The sequence below is a fragment of the Pseudomonas sp. microsymbiont 2 genome (genome assembly GCF_054788395.1).
Genome location: NZ_CM139112.1, coordinates 3,750,005 through 3,768,194 on the forward strand (window position 1 = coordinate 3,750,005; position 18,190 = coordinate 3,768,194).

The 18,190-nt window shown below is 63.2% G+C and carries 15 protein-coding genes; 13 read left to right on the plus strand and 2 right to left on the minus strand.

Going from position 1 to position 18,190, the window contains the following annotated elements:
* Positions 1–5: 5 nt before the first annotated feature.
* Together tssA and vasI are read right to left on the minus strand one after the other, a co-directional pair.
* Positions 6–1,457, minus strand: coding sequence for a type VI secretion system protein TssA (gene tssA, locus ACYUME_RS16785; RefSeq protein WP_460415866.1), 1,452 nt, complete (start codon positions 1,455–1,457; stop codon positions 6–8).
* The gene (gene vasI, locus ACYUME_RS16790; protein ID WP_460415868.1) at positions 1,445–2,065 is read right to left on the minus strand and encodes a type VI secretion system-associated protein VasI; all 621 of its coding nucleotides are present in this window, start codon (positions 2,063–2,065) and stop codon (positions 1,445–1,447) included. The genes tssA and vasI overlap by 13 nt, the downstream gene beginning before the upstream one ends.
* A gap of 358 nt (positions 2,066–2,423) precedes the next feature.
* On the opposite strand from vasI, the gene tssB reads away from it, so the two are divergent.
* From tssB to ACYUME_RS16855, 13 genes are all read left to right on the plus strand, one after another.
* Positions 2,424–2,927, plus strand: a complete 504-nt coding sequence (gene tssB / locus ACYUME_RS16795) for a type VI secretion system contractile sheath small subunit (protein ID WP_279888070.1) — start codon at positions 2,424–2,426, stop codon at positions 2,925–2,927.
* 17 nt (positions 2,928–2,944) lie between these two features.
* Positions 2,945–4,435 carry a type VI secretion system contractile sheath large subunit gene (tssC, locus tag ACYUME_RS16800; protein WP_460415870.1) on the plus strand — a complete coding sequence of 497 codons (1,491 nt, stop codon included), beginning with the start codon at positions 2,945–2,947 and terminating at the stop codon, positions 4,433–4,435.
* Positions 4,432–4,842 carry a type VI secretion system baseplate subunit TssE gene (tssE, locus tag ACYUME_RS16805; protein WP_460415872.1) on the plus strand — a complete coding sequence of 137 codons (411 nt, stop codon included), beginning with the start codon at positions 4,432–4,434 and terminating at the stop codon, positions 4,840–4,842. Before tssC ends, tssE begins: the two co-directional genes overlap by 4 nt.
* Positions 4,843–4,845: 3 nt before the next feature.
* Positions 4,846–6,612 (plus strand): type VI secretion system baseplate subunit TssF, encoded by a 1,767-nt coding sequence (gene tssF, locus ACYUME_RS16810; RefSeq protein WP_279888065.1) that lies wholly within the window; start codon positions 4,846–4,848, stop codon positions 6,610–6,612.
* Positions 6,576–7,607, plus strand: a complete 1,032-nt coding sequence (gene tssG / locus ACYUME_RS16815) for a type VI secretion system baseplate subunit TssG (RefSeq protein WP_279888064.1) — start codon at positions 6,576–6,578, stop codon at positions 7,605–7,607. The genes tssF and tssG overlap by 37 nt, the downstream gene beginning before the upstream one ends.
* Positions 7,604–8,167 (plus strand): type VI secretion system-associated FHA domain protein, encoded by a 564-nt coding sequence (locus tag ACYUME_RS16820; RefSeq protein WP_460415874.1) that lies wholly within the window; start codon positions 7,604–7,606, stop codon positions 8,165–8,167. The genes tssG and ACYUME_RS16820 overlap by 4 nt, the downstream gene beginning before the upstream one ends.
* Entirely contained in the window at positions 8,164–8,928 is a 765-nt protein-coding gene (gene tssJ / locus ACYUME_RS16825) for a type VI secretion system lipoprotein TssJ (protein WP_279888062.1), read from the plus strand. Before ACYUME_RS16820 ends, tssJ begins: the two co-directional genes overlap by 4 nt.
* 51 nt (positions 8,929–8,979) lie before the next feature.
* Positions 8,980–10,323 carry a type VI secretion system baseplate subunit TssK gene (tssK, locus tag ACYUME_RS16830; protein ID WP_279888061.1) on the plus strand — a complete coding sequence of 448 codons (1,344 nt, stop codon included), beginning with the start codon at positions 8,980–8,982 and terminating at the stop codon, positions 10,321–10,323.
* A complete protein-coding gene (icmH, locus tag ACYUME_RS16835; RefSeq protein ID WP_460415876.1) occupies positions 10,320–11,168 on the plus strand; it encodes a type IVB secretion system protein IcmH/DotU in 849 nt (282 codons plus the stop codon). The genes tssK and icmH overlap by 4 nt, the downstream gene beginning before the upstream one ends.
* A gap of 134 nt (positions 11,169–11,302) precedes the next feature.
* Positions 11,303–11,818 (plus strand): Hcp family type VI secretion system effector, encoded by a 516-nt coding sequence (locus ACYUME_RS16840; RefSeq protein WP_279889032.1) that lies wholly within the window; start codon positions 11,303–11,305, stop codon positions 11,816–11,818.
* 75 nt (positions 11,819–11,893) lie between these two features.
* The gene (locus tag ACYUME_RS16845; RefSeq protein ID WP_460415877.1) at positions 11,894–13,969 is read left to right on the plus strand and encodes a type VI secretion system Vgr family protein; all 2,076 of its coding nucleotides are present in this window, start codon (positions 11,894–11,896) and stop codon (positions 13,967–13,969) included.
* Positions 13,966–14,883 carry a hypothetical protein gene (locus ACYUME_RS16850; protein WP_460415878.1) on the plus strand — a complete coding sequence of 306 codons (918 nt, stop codon included), beginning with the start codon at positions 13,966–13,968 and terminating at the stop codon, positions 14,881–14,883. Before ACYUME_RS16845 ends, ACYUME_RS16850 begins: the two co-directional genes overlap by 4 nt.
* Entirely contained in the window at positions 14,880–18,128 is a 3,249-nt protein-coding gene (locus ACYUME_RS16855) for a T6SS effector BTH_I2691 family protein (RefSeq protein ID WP_460415879.1), read from the plus strand. The genes ACYUME_RS16850 and ACYUME_RS16855 overlap by 4 nt, the downstream gene beginning before the upstream one ends.
* Positions 18,129–18,190: the final 62 nt, after the last annotated feature.

Sequence of the window (18,190 nt, forward strand, 5' to 3'; positions counted from 1 at the left end):
GGCTCCTAGTCCTTGTTCTGGTCCGCCAGTGCCGAGGTGGCCCCGTACTGCCGCAGCCGTTGAAATGTGTCGGGCTCCCAGGTATCCGCCGTCGTTTGCCGCATGCTCCGAGCGACACCGGCGCACAGGTCCTGCGCCAGCCAGGACACACCCCGCCTGGCGAGCAGGTCGGCGGCAAGCAGTGTGGTGTGACAGTGCTCGCGGGGGGAGCGGTGGTCCGCCTGCAACCGCTGCAGGGTCAGCAGCACCGGCTCGATGCCCTCTGCCTCCAGTTGATTGGCCAGCTCCTCGCCCAGGTTGCGAAACTCCTGGGCTTGCGCCTGCTGAACGGGTCGCGCCTCGTCCCCTTTGAGCCAGGCCAGGCATTGCTCGTCGACGAACGCCGTGCCATCGCTGAAACACAGCTGTTGCAATGCCGGCAGACGCAACACGAAGCGGGCGCTCGCGCTACGGATCGCCTCGGCGACCTCCGCCATCGCCAGGCGCGTGGCAATGCTCGCGGCGAGGAAGCTGCCACGAATCCAGTAAGGGGACGCCGTCACGCTCTTCTCCACCCGCAGCAACAAGGCCGGGTCGATGACCGTACCGGCTACCGCTTCTTCGTACCCTGCCGCGATATCGACCGGAACCGCCATCAGTTCCGTGCGCAGGTCCTGCCTGGCAACAGGTGCCGTCTGGATATGTGCCCACAGGCCGAAACGCCGCAACTGATAACCGGTGGGATCGTAAAGGTCTTGCTGGTTGATGAGCTCGGCCATGCCCAGGACCGCGCGGCGCGTTTCTCGCTCGTTGCCAAGGGACACACCAGGCCTGCTGAGAAATACCTCGGCCAACGGCGCCGCGGTCACCTTGGGCGCCACGGCTCCAGCCGCGGGCGCCGGCGCGCCACCCATGGCGTCTTCCGAATGCTTGCGCAGCAAGCGCTCCAGCTCCGCCATCGACGCCGGCTCCAGTTTTGCCGCGCCGGCCTGTTGCTGCAGGCACCCGAGCGCTTGCCGCGCATTCGCGACGATGGCAGGACTGACACTGAAGCGATCGAGCCTGGGTAGCGCGTCACAGAGGCGTTTGAGCACCAGGTCGATGAGCTTGCGCTTGCCCAGATAACCCTTCGGACCGGGCTTGGGGTGTGCGGTTTCCCAATAACGCTCGACCATGCCGACCAGCAGTTGCAGGGTGAAGCACCAGTACTCCCAGCTACCACCGCGTAGCCAGGCGACGCTCAGGTGCCCGACGATCCGCAACTGCTTGCACTGCTGGCTCAGATAGTGACGAGAAGCCTCCTCGATGTAGAGCCAATCGATCGACGCCTCCTGCAGGCCACCGAGCTTGACCATTTCCTGGTCGATCGCCTGGTAGGTTTCGTCTTCGACATCGAACAACCCCGCCGGAGCCTCCGGGGCAATGGGCGCGAGCAGGTGAGCGATTTCCTCCGCCGAGACGCGCGCTACCAGCGACATGCTTCGCGCGCCTGAGCGATCAGCGGATCCAGCCCCTCGGCATCGAAGCTCAGCCCATCGAGCTCGGAATCGTCACTGACCACATGGATACGGTGAGCGCCGATCAATGCCCTGATCTTCTCGATGGCCGGCAGGCCCCGACCGGCATCGAGCACCTGGCCGTTTTCCATTACCTGCCACGGTACTGCCGGCGTCGCCAGGCGCTCCGTACGCAGCTGGACGGTCACCCGCCGCGCCTCGACCGGTCGACCGGTGATCAACTGCAGTCTGGAGATGTTCTCGATACAACTGATGGCCAGGTACGAACCTGGCTGCGCCGCGGCGATCGCCGGGGCGGAAATCACCAGGCGCGTGCGCCCAGCGGAACCATCACTCTGGTCGCTGATACGAAAGGCCAGGTCATCGGGAGCGCGCCGGGCTTCGTTGATCATGACGCCGCGCAGAGTGGGTGCGTCCTGCTCGGCAGCGGACCATTGCTGCCTTCGTACGGGAGCTGGCGTGCCTGCCGCTTCGTCGAAACACGCCAGGCGCTCGAGGTTGGACACGATCCGTGGGCAATCCCGTGGTGGGTTGGCCAAAGCCATGCCCGAATACAACAGCAACGACAAACCAGCGCCATATGCACAGCGGGTAATCACTGTAACTTCACCTTTTTCGAAGTTTCCCTGACCGTACGGTGCACTTCAATAAAACAACGCAGCGAGGCCGGAAAGCGGACAAACAAAACAAGAAACCGAACGAGAGACTAGTACAGCCAAATTACCTCGCACAAATAAATATTTGTTTACACTTTCAGGCTCGACCGACAAACATTTCCCTGCGCATTTTTTAAATAGACGCCGACCAACAAACAACTAAGCGATTAAACAACACACATGCAAGCTAGGAAACTTCCTACAACATTAATCCGCAAATCCACTTGCTATTAAAGTCACATCCATCAATGCGAAAGGGAGTTACGCACCAGTGTCGAAAAGTACGAGTTCCGTTGCGCCCAAAGAGCGCATCAACATCAAATATGTGCCTGCAACCGGTGACGAGCAGGCAGAAATCGAGCTGCCACACAAGATGCTGGTGATGGGGGATTTCGGTCTGGATGACACTCGCGCCCTGGAGGATCGCCAGGTCATGCGCATCGACAAGCACAGCTTCAACAACGTGTTGAGGGATGCCGATGTCTCCCTGGCTCTTGCCGTTCCCTCCAGGCTCGGTAACGCCCCGGACGCAGAGCTGGCGCTGAACCTGCGGTTCAGCACGATCAACGACTTCGGACCGGACCAGGTGGCGCGGCAAGTCCCGGAGCTCCGCAAGCTGCTGGAACTGCGCGAGGCACTGGTGGCCCTGAAAGGGCCGCTGGGCAATGTCCCCGCCTTCCGCAAGCAGTTGCAACAGCTGCTCAGTGACGGGCAGGCGCGCAAGCAACTCGCGCAAGAACTGGAGCAGGTGCTCGACGCGCCTGAACATGACTAAGACATCGGAGCGTCCCCATGCCGACCCGCAACCGCACGACCCCCACCGCCGAAGTTTCAGCCGAAATAGCGAGCAACACCGTTCTGCTCGATCAGATAATGGCCGAGACCATGCTGGTACCCACCCAGGAAGGCTATCAAGTCGCCAAACAGGGCGTGGCGGCTTTCATTTCCGAGATCCTGAAAAGCAATGACCCAGATCAACTAATCAACAAACATCGTGTCGACCAGATGATCGCCGAAGTTGATCGCGTGCTCGGCAAGCAAATGGATGAGATCCTTCACCACCCCGATTTCCAGCAGCTGGAATCGGCCTGGCGTGGTCTGAAGCTTCTGGTGGACCGCACGGACTTTCGCGAGAACATAAAGCTCGAAGTCCTACATGCCAGCAAGGATGATCTGCTCGATGACTTCGAGAATGCCGCCGACATCACCTGCAGTGGACTCTACAAGCATGTCTACACCGCAGGCTATGGCCAGTTCGGCGGTGAACCGGTGGCGGCCATGGTCGGCAACTACAGTTTCGGCCCCGCCTCGCCCGATATCAAACTCCTCAGCTACATGGCCTCGGTGGGAGCGATGTCCCATGCGCCGTTCATTACCGCCCCCGCTCCGGAATTCTTCAATCTGAGCAGCTTCGAAGAACTGCCGAACCTGAAGGAGATCAAGGACATCTTCGCCGGCCCACGCCACGCCAAGTGGCGCTCCTTCCGTGACAGCGAGGATGCTCGCCATACCGCGCTGGTCGGGCCACGCTTCATGCTGCGCTCGGCCTACCACCATCAGGAGCAGCCCGTCGAGAGTTTCCACTACGACGAGAACATCGACGGGCAGCACCAGAACTACCTGTGGGGCAACTCGGCGTTCCTGTTGGCCAGCTGCATCAACGACAGTTTCGCCCGCTATCGCTGGTGCCCGAACATCATCGGCCCACAATCCGGCGGGGCCGTCGAGGACCTGCCCGTGCACCTGTACGAGTCCCTTGGGCAGTTGCAGGCCAAGATCCCGACCGAGGTGCTGATTTCCGACCGCAAGGAGTTCGAGCTGGCCGAGGAAGGCTTCATCGCCCTGACCATGCGCAAGGACAGCGACAACGCGGCGTTCTTCTCCGCCAACTCGGTGCAAAGGCCCAAGACCTTCCCCAAGACCCCCGAGGGCCAGCAGGCGCAGACCAACTACAAGCTCGGCACCCAGCTGCCGTACCTGTTCATCGTCAATCGCCTGGCCCACTACATCAAGGTGCTGCAACGCGAGCAGATCGGCAGCTGGAAGGAACGCCGCGACCTGGAGTCCGAGCTCAACAAATGGATCAAGCAATACGTCGCCGACCAGGAGAACCCCTCGGCCGATGTGCGCAGCCGTCGGCCACTGCGCGCCGCCCGGGTCGAAGTCGCGGATGTGCCGGGTGATCCAGGCTGGTACCAGGTCTCGCTCGCGGTACGCCCACACTTCAAATACATGGGCGCGAACTTCGAAATTTCCCTGGTCGGCCGGCTCGACACGCAATGAGCGGTCTGTTCGAACGCCTGATCGCGGCGACGCCGATACGCCGCGCGCCCTCGCGGCAGGTCATGGCCGGGCAGGGCTTCGAGGTGATCAAGCGTCACCTCGAAACCCTGCTCAACACCCGTCAGGGTTGCTCGCAGAGCAGCCCCGACCTTGGCTTGCGCGACTTCAACGGGCATGACCTGAGCAACGGCGACCTGCTCCAGCAAGTGAGCGCCGACATCCGGCACACCATCGAACGCTTCGAACCACGGATCCGGGTGTACGCCTTGAAGGCCGTGCCAGACAGCAATGCACCGCTGGAACTGCACTTTCACCTGGACTGCCAGGTGCAGGTGGACAACCACACCGAACAGCTTGAAATCGAGTTGCTGGTCAACGGCCACAACCGCTACACCCAAGTGAGATGACCCATGTCGTTGAAGGACCGTTTCAGCGAAGAGCTTCGCTACCTGCGCGAGCTGGGCAGGGACTTTGCCCAGGACAATCCGCAGCTTGCCCATTACCTTGGCAAGGACAGTTGCGACCCCGATGTCGAGCGGCTGCTGGAGGGTTTCGCCTTCCTGACCGCCAAGCTACGCCTCAAGCTCGAAGATGACCTGCCGGAGCTGACGCACGCCATGCTGCAGATGCTCTGGCCCAATTACCTGCGACCACTGCCAAGCGCCACGATCATTCAGTTCGCACCATTGAAGCAGTCGCTCAGTCAGTCGCACACCGTGCCCAAGGGCTCACGCCTGTTTTCCCTGCCGGTGGACGGCATCGCCTGCGAGTACCGCACCTGTACCGACGTGCAGCTGCACCCGTTCGCCATCGCCGAGGTGAATGCCACCCAGACCCTCGACAGCTCGATTCTGTGCATCGACCTCAGCCCGCTGGTCCAGCGCCCATTGAATGCACTGGATTGCGACAGCCTGACGTTCCATCTGAGTGGCGAAGACCGTTGCGCGCGAACGCTTTACCTGTGGCTCTCGCAGTATCTGCAACACATCAGCGTGACCATCGACGGCGAGGTACGCCGATTACCGGCCAGCAGTGTCACGTTTCCCGGTTTCAGCCCTGACGAAGCCCTGCTGCCCTATCCAAGAAACGTCTTCGACGGCTACCGGATCCTGCAGGAGTACTTCGTATTCCCGCAACGCTTCCACTTTTTCCGCCTGACCGGGCTGGACAAGCTCTGGCCCGGGCACGACACCGAGAATGTGCGCATCGAGTTCCACTTCAACCGGCAGTTGCCCGACACCGTGCGCGTGGGCACCAGCGACTTCAGCCTGTTCTGCACGCCTGCGGTCAACCTGTTCCGGCACAGCGCCGAGCCCATCGACCTGTCCGGTCATGCCGGCCCGGTGGCCTTGACCCCAAGCGGCCGAACGCCAAATGCCTATGAGATCTTCAGCATCGATCGGGTCATCAGCACCCGCACCACCGCGCAAGGTGGCACCGGGGAAACCCTGCGGACCTTTCGCCCCTTCGAGTCGTTCGCCCACGAGATCGAGCATGTCCAGGGTCGCACCGCGCTGTACTACCGCTGCAAGATCGAAGAGTCGCTGCGCGGTGACGGCGTCATTCACCGCATCGGCTTCGTCCGCGGCGATGAAAGCGCCTACATCGGCGAACTGGAAACTGCGTCCATCGATCTGACCTGCAGCAATCGGGACCTGCCACTGGCCCTGGGGATCGGCGACATCTGCGTGAACACCGAAGCCACGCCGCCGCTGGCCAGCTACCGCAACATCCGCCGCCCTACCCGCGCCTATCGGCCGGTGCTCGACGGCCAGTTGCAGTGGTCGCTGATTTCCAACCTGTCGCTCAACTACCTGTCGCTGTTGTCGGCGCAACCGCTCAAGGCGGTGATCGGCGCCTACGATTTCGCCGCCTTGCACGACATTCAGCAAGCACGCGCCACGGGCAAGCGCCTTGACGGCATCGGCGAGGCACACACCGAACCCCTGGACTGGCTGATCAAGGGCCTGCCCATTCGCGGCCTGCGCACCCGCCTGAAACTCGATCAGAAGGCCTTTCTCTGCGAAGGCGATCTGTACCTGTTCAGCTGCGTGCTTTCGCACTTCTTCGCCCTGTACGCCAGCATCAACTCCTTCCATCGCCTGGAAGTGATCAACACCACCAACAACGAGCACTACACATGGCCATTGCTGACCGGCAGACAACCGCTGATCTAGCCGACAGGCTGCTTGCCGAGGCGCGCCGCCACAACTACTTCCAACTGCTGGAGCGGTTGCACGCCCTGCACGGCGATGACCTGGAGCCTCGCTGGCCGGATGCCGCCACGCGCCAACGGGTGCGATTGGCCAACGACCCACGGTTGAACTTCCCCGCTTCAGACGTGCTGAACGCGGCGCGCCTGACGGCTGCGGCCGACACCGGCGCGCAGGCCCGCTACCAGGTCCGCTGCACGTTCCTGGGCCTGCATGGCACTGACTCGCCGCTGCCGACCTACTACCTGGAACAGTTGGCCTATGAACACGTCCAGGGACTGGGCGTGCGCCCGGCATTCCTGGACTTTTTCAATCACTACCTGCTCAGCCTGCTGCACCGCATCTGGCGCAAGTACCGCTACTACATCCGCTTCCAGGCCGGCGCGGGTGATCAGTTCTCGCAGTACGTATTCGCCCTGATCGGCCTGAACAACCAGCAACTGCGAGGCAACACGGCACTGCCCTGGAGCCGCCTGCTCAGCTTTGCCGGTGTGATCGCCAGTCGCAGCCGCGCGCCGGGCACGGTAGCCGGCATCATCGCTCACTGCTTCGACCTGCGGCATGTACGGATCCGTGAGTTCGAGACTCGCTCGGTTCCCACGGCCATCGAACAGACCCTGAGCCTTGGCAAGGTCAACGGCAGCCTCGGTCACAACTTCGTGGTCGGCAACCGCACGCGAACCCGCAGCAGCAAGTTCACCATCCTGATCGCAGAGCTGGACCAGGCGCAGCTGCGTGCCCTGTTGCCCAGCGGCGCCAACTTCGGCCGACTGCGTGCCCTGATCGATTTTCTGCTGCGCGATGGCATGGCCTACGACCTGGAACTGCGCCTCAAGCAGAACGCCCTTTCCCCCTTCCGCCTGCACCGAAGCCAGGGTGCCCACCTGGGCTGGACCAGCTTCGTCGACGACCGGCACGGCTCGGGAAGCCCGGTCGTACGTATCCGGGGGCGCGCATGAAGGGCCTGACCTTGACCATCGTCAACCTCGAAAACCTGGCGCAGGGCGTAGCCACTCGACATCGGTTCGGGCGCAATGGCGGCACCATCGGTCGCCAAGGCGCTGACTGGCTGATCGTCGACCGTGAGCGGCGCATCGAGCCGATTCACTGCGAAATTCGCTGGAAGGAAGGCAGCTTCTGCGTCATCGATCGCAGCCATCGGACCTATCTCAACCAGAGTACGCAAAGCCTGGGTGCGCATGCGCCGGTAAGGCTGCGCGATGGCGATCGGCTGCGGGTCGGGGCCTACCAGCTGCAGGTCAGCTACCAGGCCGGCCAGCAAGATGAACGCTCGCTGGAATCACTGCTCACGCCAGGGCAGCGGGCGCTCGATGCGTTGCTGGCCAATACCTCGACCACCACCCTCGACGAACCCCGTTCGCCAGCCATCACCGATATCTGCGAAGCGTTTCCCCCAGTCATCGGCCACGACCCGCTGGCCGCGCTGGACACACACCTTGCTGCGGCCCCCGGCCAGGACAACGCCCTGCGGCTTCTTATCAAGGGGGAACGGCCATGAAGCGTCGCGCATTGCTGGCCCTACCCTTGCTGTCGGCACTCCTGGGCGGCTCCGGGTGCACGCTGCTGGGCAAGGTGGGCCAGGTAGTCATGGACCCCTCCGTGCCCGTCGGGGCCCTCAAGGACCAACCAACGGAGGTGGCTTTCAGCCTCAACGCCGGCATCACCCTCAATGGCAACCCCAACAGCCTCGATGTGCCAGCCGGGCAGCAAGATGCCCTGGCGCCGAGCCCCTACGCGGTGAGCCTCAGCGCCGAAGACCCGCTGGCACTGACCGAAAAGGTCGAGCACCTGCTGACGTACCTGCAGTCACAATTCCCGGCCTTGGCGATAGCGATCGACGAGGACGACGACGGCACACCTGGCAGCTACGAAGACCCGAGCGTGGTACTGGAGCTGCCTCCCCCGGCGCCGGTAGCCGCCGAGCAGATCGCCACGCCCGTCGCCATCAAGATCCTGCAGCTGCGCGACGACTCGCTGCTGCGCAACAGCGCCTATCAGTTGCTGGACCAGGACCCGGCGAAGGCACTGCGCAGCACCTACATCCGCGACGATGACTACCTGTTGTCCCCTGGTCAGTTCAAGTTCGTGCCGTTCGAGCCCATCCACGCGGACACCCGCTTCATCGCGGTGATCGCCGACTACCGCAACCAGGACGACGCCATCTGGCAGCAAGTGCTGCGCATCGCGCCACGTGGTCGTCAGCTCGTGCTTTCCGTGCTGGTCGAGGATCGCCAGGTTCTGCTCAGGGAGGAGAACTGATGCTCTGCGCCCGCCACCCCCACGCCTTCTCTCTTCAGTTTCGGAGCAACCATGAGCTCACGTAATCCCGTTCTTTGGCCCGAGGGCCTGTTCGTCAAGCCTCAGCACTTCCAGCAGGCGGCCCGGGCCAGCGACGCCGCCTTGCACCAGCGCCTGGGCAGCCTGAACGCCGCATTCTTCGGTTTCAGCGAACTGCAGTTGAACGACGAGTACCTGAGTCTGGGCAAGGTCGCCATCACCCGCGCGCGCGGCATCATGCCCGACGGCACGGTCTTCGACATCCCGGCGGACCTGGCGCCGCCTCCACCGCTGGAAATCAACGACGATGTGTCGCGCAACAGCGAGGTCTACCTATGCCTGCCGCTGCGCACCGACGGCGGACGCGAGGTGAGCTGGCCGGATAGTCCCGCGAACTTTCGCTACCTGGCCCAGCCACAGGAGATCAAGGACACCCATACCGCCGACGGCGACCTGGTGCAGATCGACCTGGCGGTGCCCAACCTGCAACTGCGGCGCGAAGCGCAGGACAGCAGTGCCTATACCCGCCTCGCCCTGGCCCGGATCCTCGAACGACGCCCCGACGGCAGCCTGCAACTGGACGAAGGGTTCTACCCCACCAGTGTCAGCGTGCGTGCCGTGCCGGCACTCCAGCGCTTTCTCGACGAGATCAGCAATGCCCTGCGCGAGCGCGCGCGCAACCTGGCGGCACGCATCGGCTCGGCGGGCCAGTCCGGTATCGCCGACATCCGCGATTTCAACCTGCTGCAGGCCATGAACCGCTGGTGGCCCTGTTTCCAGCACCTGTCGCGCCAGTCGCAGGTTCACCCTGAACAGCTCTATCTGGTCATGAGCCAGGCTTGCGGCGAGCTGGTGACCTTCACCGATGCCAGCCGGCTGCCGCAAGAGTATCCCGCGTATCGCCACACGGCCTTGCGCAACTCCTTCAAGCCGTTGGAGGACACCCTGCGCCGCGCCTTGAGCACGGTGCTGCAACCGCGCGCCATCTCCCTGCCGCTGGAGCCTCAGCCGTACGGCGTGATGACCGTGACCCTGGAGGATCGACGCTTGATCGACACCGCGGAGTTCATCCTCGCCGTGCGCGCCAGCCTGCCGCCGGAGACCCTGCGCCAACAGTTCCTGCAAAAAGCCAAGGTCACCTCGCTGGCGGCGCTGGATGACCTCATCCCCCTGCAGCTGCCCGGCATTCCGCTGCTGCCCCAGCCGGTGGCACCGCGAGAACTGCCCTTCCACGCAGGCTTCAGCTATTTCGAACTGGATCGCCGCAGCCCGGCCTGGGCGGCCATGGCCGACAGCAACGGGTTCGGCTTCCATATCGCGGGCGATTTTCCAGGGCTCGAGTTGCAGTTCTGGGCGATCAGGAGTGAGCAGCAGTGACCATCAACCAAAAGACGGCGCCCGGCGCAGACCGTGTCAGCATCCTGTCGACGCTGGCCGTGCCGAGCACGAACGCGCCCCACGATGCCGCCACTACCGGCCCCTCGCGCACCAAACAAGCGACCGGCGGCTATGCCGCCGACCCCGACTTCCGGCTGCGCGGCAACTACGCCAACCCGATGGTCGATGCCGCCATGCCGCTGTTCGGCCTGGTGATGCGCCTGCGCACCCTCGACGAGTTGCCCAACATCGACAAGGTGCACGCCAAGGTGCGCGAGCAGATCAGCGCCATCCAGGAAGAAATGCGCCAGCACGACTACGAGTCCGCGCAACTGCTGGCCTACTCCTACGCCCTGTGCCTGCATCTGGACGAGGCCGTCATGTCCCGGCCCTGGGGCCGCAACTCCTGCTGGAGCCAGGAACCGCTGCTGAGCATCTTTCACCACGAGACCTGGGGCGGCGAGAAGGTCTTCACCGTGCTCACGCGCATGATGCAGGAACCGCAGCGCTACAAGGACGTGCTGGAGTTCATGTACCTGTGCCTGTGCCTCGGCCTGAAAGGCAAGTACGCCTTGGCGCCCAGGGGCGACGAAGCCCACCAGGCCCTGATCGAGCAGCTGCAGCGCGTGGTCCTCGAGCAGCGCGACCCGGTACCCACCGAGCTGTGCGACCCCTACAGCAATGTGCTGGAGCGCAAGTACCGGGTACGCCGCCAGTTGCCGTGGTGGAGCCCGCTGGCGCTCAGCGCGGTGATCATCGCCATCATCTATGGCGTGTACAGCTACCGCCTGCACCTGCTCACCACCGAGGTGCTGGAGTCGCTCAACGCCATCTTGCAGCAGTGACCGCCCCAGCGCAGCCACCACCGAACTCGACGAATTGGCGAGGCCCACGCCTTGCTAGCAAGCCCATCGTCTCCGATGGCCACGCCAGCCCACAGTCGGCGTGCTTAATCCACATGGACGCAGGAGAAACTGCCATGCCAACACCCGCTTACATCAAGATCGAAGGCCAGACCCAGGGCAACATCACCGCAGGTGCCTTCACCTCCGACTCCGTCGGCAACGTGTTCGTCGAAGGACATGAAGACGAGATCCTGGTGCAGGAAATCAAGCACCAGGTCACCGTGCCCACCGACCCGCAGAGCGGCCAGCCGGCCGGCCAACGGGTGCACAAGCCGTTCATTTTCACCAGTTCGCTGAACAAGGCCACGCCCCTGATGTACCAGGCCCTGGCCAGCGGCGAGATGCTGCCGAGCGTGGAAGTGAACTGGTACCGCACCTCGGTGGAGGGCAAGCAGGAGCACTTCTTCACCACCAAGCTGGAGGACGCCACCATCGTCGACATCAACACCGTGCTGCCCCATGCCCAGAACAAGCAGAACGCCGACTTCACCCAACTGATCGAAGTGTCGATGTCGTACCGCAAGATCACCTGGACCCACACCACCGCAGGCACCGAGGGTTCGGACGACTGGCGCAAGCCGATCGTCTGACCTAGCCGAAATGCACCAGGCAGGCGTGTCCTGCCTGGACTTCGCGCTCCCTCAGACGGCTGACAAGGATCCCTCATGCCTAGCCAATCCGACCTGCGCTACACCTTCCAGCCCCTGGTGGGCCGCGCCGCATTCGAAGTGGTGTCGTTCAAGCTCGAAGAAGCGCTGAGCACGCCCTTCCAGTTGCACCTGGAACTCGTCAGCCACCAGGACGACATCGATTTCGGCCAACTGCTCGACCAGCCCGTGCTCTTCACCCTCTGGCGCGGCCAGCACCCGCTGCGCCATGTCCACGGCCTGGTCAGCCGCTTCAGCCAGGGCGACAGCGGCTTTCACCGCACCCGCTACCACGCCCTGGTCGAACCGCAGCTGGCCCGCGCCGCCCTGCGCTCGAACTGGCGCATCTTCCAGCACAAGAGCGTGCCGCAGATCCTCGAACTCATGCTCGCCCGCCAGGGCATCGTGCAGTTCGAACTGGGCACCAGCTTCGACCACCAGGTCCGCGAGTTCTGCGTCCAGGCCGGCGAGACCGACCTCGCCTTCATCGCCCGCCTCGCCGCCGAGGAAGGCTTCGTCTACCGCTTCGAGCACAGCGAAAAGCACCACAAGCTGCTGATCACCGACCGCCTGCTGGCGTTCGGCCTGATCGCGCGGGGCGACGACGATCAAGACCCCGCCCGCCTCATCGGCGAGCCGGCCCTCGCCCCGCACAGCGTGCTGTACCACGCCAACGGCGGCGGCGACCAACCGCGCCCGTGCCTGCGCCGCCTGCGCTACAGCGAGCAGGTGCGCAGCACCCGCCAGGTGCAGCGCGACTACACCTTCACCAACCCCGCCTACCGCCAGGAGCACACCGCCGTCAGCCACGAGGTGCCGCCCGGGGCCAACGAGTACGAGCGCTTCGACTACCCCGGCCGCTACAAGCGCGACGTGGTCGGCAAGCCGTTCACCGCGACCCGCCTCGCCACCCTGCGCCATGACGCGCGCATCGCCGACGTCGAGGGCGACGACCCGCGTCTGCAGCCCGGCCTGAGTTTCACCCTGGTCGGCCACCCGCGGGCCGACCTCAATGTGCATTGGCGGGTGGCCACGATCCGCCACGAGGGCAGCCAGTTCACCAGCCTGCAGGAAGACGCCGCCGACGCCAGCCGTGGCAGCCACTACGTGCAGCACGCGCAGCTGGTGCCCGGCATGGCCGAGTGGCGCCCCGAGCCGCTGCCCAAGCCACGCATCGACGGCCCGCACATGGCCACCGTGGTCGGCCCGCCCGGCGAGGAGATCTATTGCGACCAGTGGGGCCGGGTCAAGGTCAGCTTCCCCTGGGACCGGGAAAGCCGCGACAACGAGTTCAGCTCCTGCTGGGTGCGCGTTTCCCAAGGCTGGGCCGGCGGCAGCTGGGGCGCGATGGCCATTCCACGGATAGGCCAGGACGTGGTCATCCAGTACGTCAACGCCGACCCCGACCAGCCGATGATCACCGGGCGCACCTACTGCGGCAACCAACTGCCGCCGTACGACCTGCCCGAGCACAAGACCCGCATGACCATCAAGAGCCAGACCCACAAGGGCGATGGCTTCAACGAGCTGAGGTTCGAGGATGAGCTGGGCAAGGAGGAAGTGTTCATTCATGCCCAGCGGGACCAGAACAATGTGGTAGGCAACGATGAGACGACCCTTATCGGGCACAACCGCATCGAACAGGTCGCCAATGATGAGCAACTCAGTGTTGGCAATGATCTACGCCAGGAAACGGGACGGGATCACACTCACAAGATAGGTCGAACCTGTCGCCTGGAGATCGGCCACGATTTGATAGCGCACGTCGACAATGACCGAACGGAGTCCACTCGAGCCAACCACAGCACAACGGTAGGCGGCGATAGCGCACTGCTGATCAAAGGACAACAGCGCATCAGTGCTGGCGCGGGCGTAGACCAGCAGACCACCCACTTTCGACTGGAGGTGAGCGAGCGCATCGAGCTCAAGAGCCCTGGTGGAAGCATCATTCTGGATCAACAGGGAATCACGTTGAACGGCCTGGCACTGACCTTCATGGGGCCGACGCAAGCCAGTGCTACCGGGAGTGGCGATTCAATGACGCTGACACTCAGCCCGGACAACGGCGATACGTGCGAGGAGCAGTGCCGATGAACACGGACACCCTGCTCGAACGCCTCACGGACCAATTGCGTCCCGAACGCTATTGCCATGTATTGCTCGACCCCTTGGCAATCCGGGAAAACTGCGATCAATCTCTGCTGCCTCACCTACGCCAGACATTGGGCGAACACGCGTTGACGCAAGTGATCCGCGCCGACCTCCCGCAGGCTCCCAAGGCCCACCCACTGCTGGTGCGTCTGTCCTCCCCCGGTGAAGCGCCCTGTCGGACGCTGCTGGAGCTGACCGTGCAAGCTGCCATGACAGATGCTCAGCGACGCAAACGGCAGATGTGCGGTTGGTTATTCAGCGAAGTACCCGCGTCGGTGCTTGGCCCGCACCTGACATCGCTCTGCCAGTTACCCTCACTCACAGAGCAATCCTGTCCGGTCTACGAGCCAGTCCGCCTGGAACTGCTGGTCAGCGCACTGTCGCGCGAAGACCAGTGGCCACTGTGGCCAATTCAATGCTGGATATTCGCAACCAGTGGCGGCGGCCATGTTCGTCTGACCGGCGAACGGGCCGTTGCGGACGCGACACCGCCACTCGCCCGGGCCATGCAGGATGATGTGGTGTTGATCGAAGGTGTGCTCGCTGCCCTGAGAGCAGTCGGTAGGCTTTCACCCTCCCAACAGCTGCTGCCGACTTCCATCATCGTCGCAGCACAGGCAGCCGAACACCTGCGGGCTGCCCGTACCTTGGGCCTGCATGCACAGGACGACTTGATCAGTTTTGTGCTCCATCACCTGTGCCTGCACCCGCGATTGCATGCCCATGGCGCAGTAAAAAACATGATCGGCACCGCGATTCAGGAGCAGCGACCGCTCTCCCAACTGTTCGCCCGCTACACCGACAGTCACTGGCATCAGATCACTTCCAGCCTTTCTCGACCCGAGGGCCACCCATGAGCATCAGCCAGCACATCGCCCACGCCATGGCCGAATCCATCCTGCCGATCGGCCAGTGCCAGGCCTGCGAGCGCAAAGGCCTGCCCATCCTGCCCCTGCGCAAGGCCCTGGTACCCGACACACGCCCCGCCTACGTCGCCCCGCTGGTCGGCGGCAACCGGGTGGAAACCCTGATGGGGCTACGTACCCTGCGCATGGGCTACCTGTACGTGTTGCTCGATCACCGTCTCTGGCACGCCTATGAAGTCACCGAGCACGGTCATCTACGCCGCTTCAATCCTCTCGAGCCACCACCGGGGCCGCCGGCCCCACTGGCGGAAAAATGCCTCGGCGAAAACCATGACATCCCTTCGAGCTTCCTGACCCTCGATACCGATGCGCACAGCACCGCCTGGATCGCCTTCTCCAGTGACGCCTGGCCACTCAGCGTGCTGGAGACCTACCGCCAGGCCGAAACCCTGCCCGAGCGCTTTCAATGGCTGGACCTCGCCGCGGCCCGCGCCAACCCCGCCGAAACCGGCCTGGCCATGACCCTCGGCGCGCTGCAGGTAGACCAGCAGGTCTTCGAATACGCCCAGCTCCAGCCAGGCGCCTTCGACAGTGCCCATGGCTTCCACAGCCGCTACCTGCGCCAGACCGCCCTGCGTGGCTACATCACCAACGCCATCGCCCGCCATCGCCTGGAGCACGGTGTGCTCGCCCTGGTGCTCGACGACACCCTGGGCCTGGTGCAGGAATACAACCATCAGCGCCTGAACTGGATCGCCGCACGGCAACGCTGGCGCGAGGACCCGATGCGCGCCTACCAGTTGCAGACCTCGCAGATCCTCCTGGCCATTCGCGCCACGCATCGGCAATGGGCCGAGCAGCAGACCCCCTCCTTCGAGCCGCTCACCGGCGATGGCCCACCGGTGTTCGTCGACCCGGCCATCGAGCGCCAGCGGGTGGTGGAGCACAGGACACGCAACAGCGACGAACGCCTGGAACAGCGCTATCACGAACCCATGCGCGCCGCGTTCCAGGCCGAGTACGAGCGTCAGGAAGCCGAGTTCCAGCACTACATAGACCTCAATGCCCAGGCCTATGCGGCCTTGTGCGACACCCCAGGGTTCATCTTCATCGAGCGTCACGACTACGACGGCGACGACCGGGAGTCGGGCATCGCCTACAGCAAGACCATGGCCCGCTGCCTGGCCGGTGGCGTGAGCGAAGCGCCACCCAAGGATCCCGACACCCATGTGCCCGCCCCCGGCAGCAGCGAGGCGCTCTGGCTGAAATGGCTACAGGATCCGCACAGTCCTCCCTATCGCGCGCTATTGCTGCGCGACCGCGCTCTGCTGGCGGCGTGGCTGCCCAGTTTTTCCGCAACCGACCCGACCGACTGGAACGACAGCGAGAAACTCTATGCGGCCCTGAACAAGGTGATCGGCAGCGACGATGCCGGGCTGCGCCTGCGCGAAACCCTCAAGCAAGCGATCGCCGACACCCAAGGCGCGCTGAACGCCGCCAGCCTGCGCCTGCGGCCACTGTTGCCCGCCAGCGTGGCGCGCGCCGTCATGCGCCTGAACTGCTCCAGCCAATGGCTCTACAACGGCGTGCAACTGATCGAGCTGCAGGTACGCATGAAGCTCAGCGAGTACTACGCCCTGCAGAGTGCTCATCTGCGTGAGCTGCAGCACAAGGCCAATGCCGCCATCGCCCAGGCCCGCGACCGGATGCACCGTGATATCGCAGACCTGCAGAGCCGCACACAGGCCGGCATCGGCAAGGTGCGGCCGATCATCCAGAACGGGTTGCTGAGCCTGGCGGTGCTCGATCCCAAGGTGGCCAACCTGATGGTTCCGGTGAGCATCTGGGTCGAAGGCACGGCCGATGCCTTGCAGGAGCGGCTGTTCAGCGAGGCACGGGCGGGTGTCGATGGATTGGGCCACGCCGCGCAGGCGGGACTGGTCGATATCTCGGTCGCCGTCGGCACGCTGGATGCCAATGCCCGCAAGCTGCTGCAGGGCGTCAGGGTCAGCTCGGCCCAGGCCGCCCAGCTGGTGCGGACCAGCTTCACCGGCCTGCGCGGCGTGGCGGGCAGCTGGGAGCTGCTGCTGGCCCTGGGCGGCTTGTACCTGATGAACGACAGCCTGGAGAAAAACCTGCAGCGCGCCGAAGCGGAGATTGGCGCGAAGTCCACGGAAGCCCTGCTGGCCTTGCACGGGGCGCGGATGGCGCTGTTGGGCGGGGGCATCGAGGCGCTGGGGCTGATCATTCGCGCCAGTTCAAGTCAGATCGCGGCTCATGTGCCGATGGGGGGCGCAGGTGCGGCGAGGGTACAGAACTCGATAGGTGTAGGTCGGGCTTTGATCAAGATCGGTGCGGTCGTTGGGGCTGTGGCCGGAATATTCGATACAGCTAATGCGGGTATGGCTGCAAAACGCACCTTTAGGAATTCGGACAGGGATTCATATCGCGCATACTCGACTGCACTATTTACCTCTGCAGCTGGAACCTACTTCTCCTTCTTAGCGATATCGACACCTACGTTACTTGGGCCGCTAGGTGTCGCCATTGTTTTTAGCATGACAGCGTACGGTATTATAAAACTAGCTAAAAATAGTGAATCCACCCCTTTGGAGCGCTGGGCGAAGCGATGCTATTTTGGAAGGGCCAATGAAAACCCTCGAGTACACTGGAACACTCCGAAACATTCAGACATTGCGTTTGCCGAGCTCAATGCCGCCACCTTAGAGCTAACAGCCACGCTCGACTTCAAAACAACCAGAGCGGACCCAGCAACAAGCGCAAAAATTGGTGGCCTAGCCAATCTCGAAACCAGACAACATCTACGATACAGGATATCTTTTCCTCAATTCGAGGAAAAAAGCCTGGCATACCATTGGGTACTGGCAGTGCATCGTAATGGCGACGGCCGTGCCTACAATTACACAAAAGGAGAAATAGTTGCTAGCGGTCGTTTGAATACCGACGGATCGGAGTGGACGTCACTAAAATCGTCCACACCCCCAAGATTTCCTGATTACAAAAAAGATTCACTAAACGAGAGAACAACCTATCAGACAGTCAACAATAAGCCAGAAAAACTCATAAAATTCCAAGTGCTTACTGGAAGTGTAGAGCTTATCCCTTGCATAGGTAAGCACAGCATTCTGGCGGCCAGCTTATCAGTAACTCTATGGCCAGACGTTGGGATCCCTGAAGCATACGCCAGAATCAGCATCGAACAGGAAAGCGAATGAATATCGAGTCGACAATACTTTCCCGACGTGCCACAGGGTGGAAATACGACCTCCCCCCTCCG

What these genes read in the sequence shown, in the direction of transcription:
- tssA (WP_460415866.1), bottom strand. Translation starts at nt 1,457, where the DNA reads ATGTCGCTGGTAGCGCGCGTCTCGGCGGAGGAAATCGCTCACCTGCTC.
- tssC (WP_460415870.1), top strand. Translation starts at nt 2,945, where the DNA reads ATGCCGACCCGCAACCGCACGACCCCCACCGCCGAAGTTTCAGCCGAA.
- tssE (WP_460415872.1), top strand. Translation starts at nt 4,432, where the DNA reads ATGAGCGGTCTGTTCGAACGCCTGATCGCGGCGACGCCGATACGCCGC.
- tssF (WP_279888065.1), top strand. Translation starts at nt 4,846, where the DNA reads ATGTCGTTGAAGGACCGTTTCAGCGAAGAGCTTCGCTACCTGCGCGAG.
- tssG (WP_279888064.1), top strand. Translation starts at nt 6,576, where the DNA reads ATGGCCATTGCTGACCGGCAGACAACCGCTGATCTAGCCGACAGGCTG.
- ACYUME_RS16820 (WP_460415874.1), top strand. Translation starts at nt 7,604, where the DNA reads ATGAAGGGCCTGACCTTGACCATCGTCAACCTCGAAAACCTGGCGCAG.
- tssJ (WP_279888062.1), top strand. Translation starts at nt 8,164, where the DNA reads ATGAAGCGTCGCGCATTGCTGGCCCTACCCTTGCTGTCGGCACTCCTG.
- tssK (WP_279888061.1), top strand. Translation starts at nt 8,980, where the DNA reads ATGAGCTCACGTAATCCCGTTCTTTGGCCCGAGGGCCTGTTCGTCAAG.
- ACYUME_RS16840 (WP_279889032.1), top strand. Translation starts at nt 11,303, where the DNA reads ATGCCAACACCCGCTTACATCAAGATCGAAGGCCAGACCCAGGGCAAC.
- ACYUME_RS16845 (WP_460415877.1), top strand. Translation starts at nt 11,894, where the DNA reads ATGCCTAGCCAATCCGACCTGCGCTACACCTTCCAGCCCCTGGTGGGC.
- ACYUME_RS16850 (WP_460415878.1), top strand. Translation starts at nt 13,966, where the DNA reads ATGAACACGGACACCCTGCTCGAACGCCTCACGGACCAATTGCGTCCC.
- ACYUME_RS16855 (WP_460415879.1), top strand. Translation starts at nt 14,880, where the DNA reads ATGAGCATCAGCCAGCACATCGCCCACGCCATGGCCGAATCCATCCTG.